General features: G+C 62.5%; 2 protein-coding genes. Both read left to right on the top strand.

Features of this window, described 5'->3' with window-relative positions; all coding sequences use genetic code 11:
* The coding region (locus FL311_RS43170; protein WP_228557480.1) for a hypothetical protein at positions 1–539 on the top strand (539 nt) is incomplete at its 5' end.
* A 455-nt stretch (positions 540–994) separates the two neighbouring features.
* A complete protein-coding gene (locus tag FL311_RS43165) occupies positions 995–1,315 on the top strand; it encodes a hypothetical protein (RefSeq protein ID WP_141333489.1) in 321 nt (106 codons plus the stop codon).
* Positions 1,316–1,417: the final 102 nt, after the last annotated feature.

The raw sequence follows: 1,417 nt of genomic DNA, 5'->3' as shown, positions 1-1,417 counted from the left end.
CTGCTACAGGTGTTCGGCTTGCTCCGGAATCGGTGTTCGGCTTGCTCCGGAATCGGTGTTCGGCTTGCCCCGGAGAGGGTGTTCGGCTTGCTCCGGAGAAGGTGATCGGGATCGTCCGGAGCACGCACCTCGCGGATGTCCTCGACGCGCTGGAGCAACAACCTCAGCTTGCAAGCCTCCTATCGACTCACGGCAAGAGACAGTTGATGGTGGCCTTTGCCGATGTCACCACCAGCTTGCTGGGCATCAAGCAGTTCGGAGGGAGCGAATTGGCAGCGGTATCAGTGCTGATGGGCGAAGAAGCTCACTCCCCACTCAGGGACTCGGATGCCCTGACTGACTGCGTGGAGCGATGGAAGAACGCACGCCGGGAGGCCAAGGGAGTACGCGAACTTCTCCAGCAACTTCTCGCCCCGGCACTTCAACCTGCGGGCGTGATCTCCACTTCCACGACCTCACCCGTGGAAGCAGGGAGTCCGAGCATGACCACTCCCCCAGCATCTCCCCACCCGGATGAGAACACCGGGGAGACCGAATAGCAGCATCGCCGGTTCATCTCCCTGGGAGAGCAAAGAGCCACATTAACGGGCCATCTCCCGGGGAGATGATCGGGGTAAGTTGCCTTCTGACCCCAACTTCACGGCGGCTCAGCTGAATCGCAGTCTTCCTCATGACCTGACGCAAGTGAGTTCAGCGTCCGAATGAGGAGACACACCGTTGAGCCATCTACTTCAACCACACGTCCCAACCTGGCAGCGTGGTTCCCCCCAACCGGGAGAACCCTCCAGGGGGGCTTCCAGGGGCGACAGTACGATCTGGGGGCGGGCTGGCATTCCCCCAAGAAGCACTCTCGGACACCCCCGTCCTGCCACCTGCCCCCTTTTCTTCGAGGGAGAAGAGGCGCTGAGCTGTCCGGACACGTTGCAGGCCCGTCCCATGGCGGGAACTGTTCGTTCCCGACGCCTATCCTCCCGGAATCCTTGGGAGATTTGCCATGGATGATGCCTTTATCCGGGCTCACGAAGGCGTACTCGTGTCCAGCACGCTGGAACCGCCCAAGAGAGGGGCGCGCCAGGTCGGCGACGCGCTCATCCTCGGCTTCGACGTGGAGTGGGATTCGCACCACCCGGGCCGCAAGCTTCTTTCGGTGCAGCTCGCTGGGATGCGCGACGGGCAGGCGGTGTCCCACGTCTTCGACCCGCCGGGGGCGCATCTCACGGTAGACGACCTCGTGATGATGGTGCGCGAGTTCATCGCCCGCCATGGGCTCGTGGTGCCCGTGCGCAAGAACGGTCAAGTCCCGAATCGTGTGTAGTTGGTTCGGAGGGGGTTCGGGGGAGGAATGCTCCTTGGCGGGGTCATGCAGCGGTGTCTGAGTTTGACTTCAGCAGGGACATATCGAGGTAGCGGCGGTCGT

Origin of the sequence: Myxococcus sp. AB025B (assembly GCF_006518215.1) — a bacterium.
GTDB classification, from domain to species: domain Bacteria; phylum Myxococcota; class Myxococcia; order Myxococcales; family Myxococcaceae; genus Myxococcus; species Myxococcus fulvus.
The sequence above is the reverse complement of the archived record's forward strand: the minus strand, read 5'-3'. Positions and strand labels throughout refer to the sequence as shown.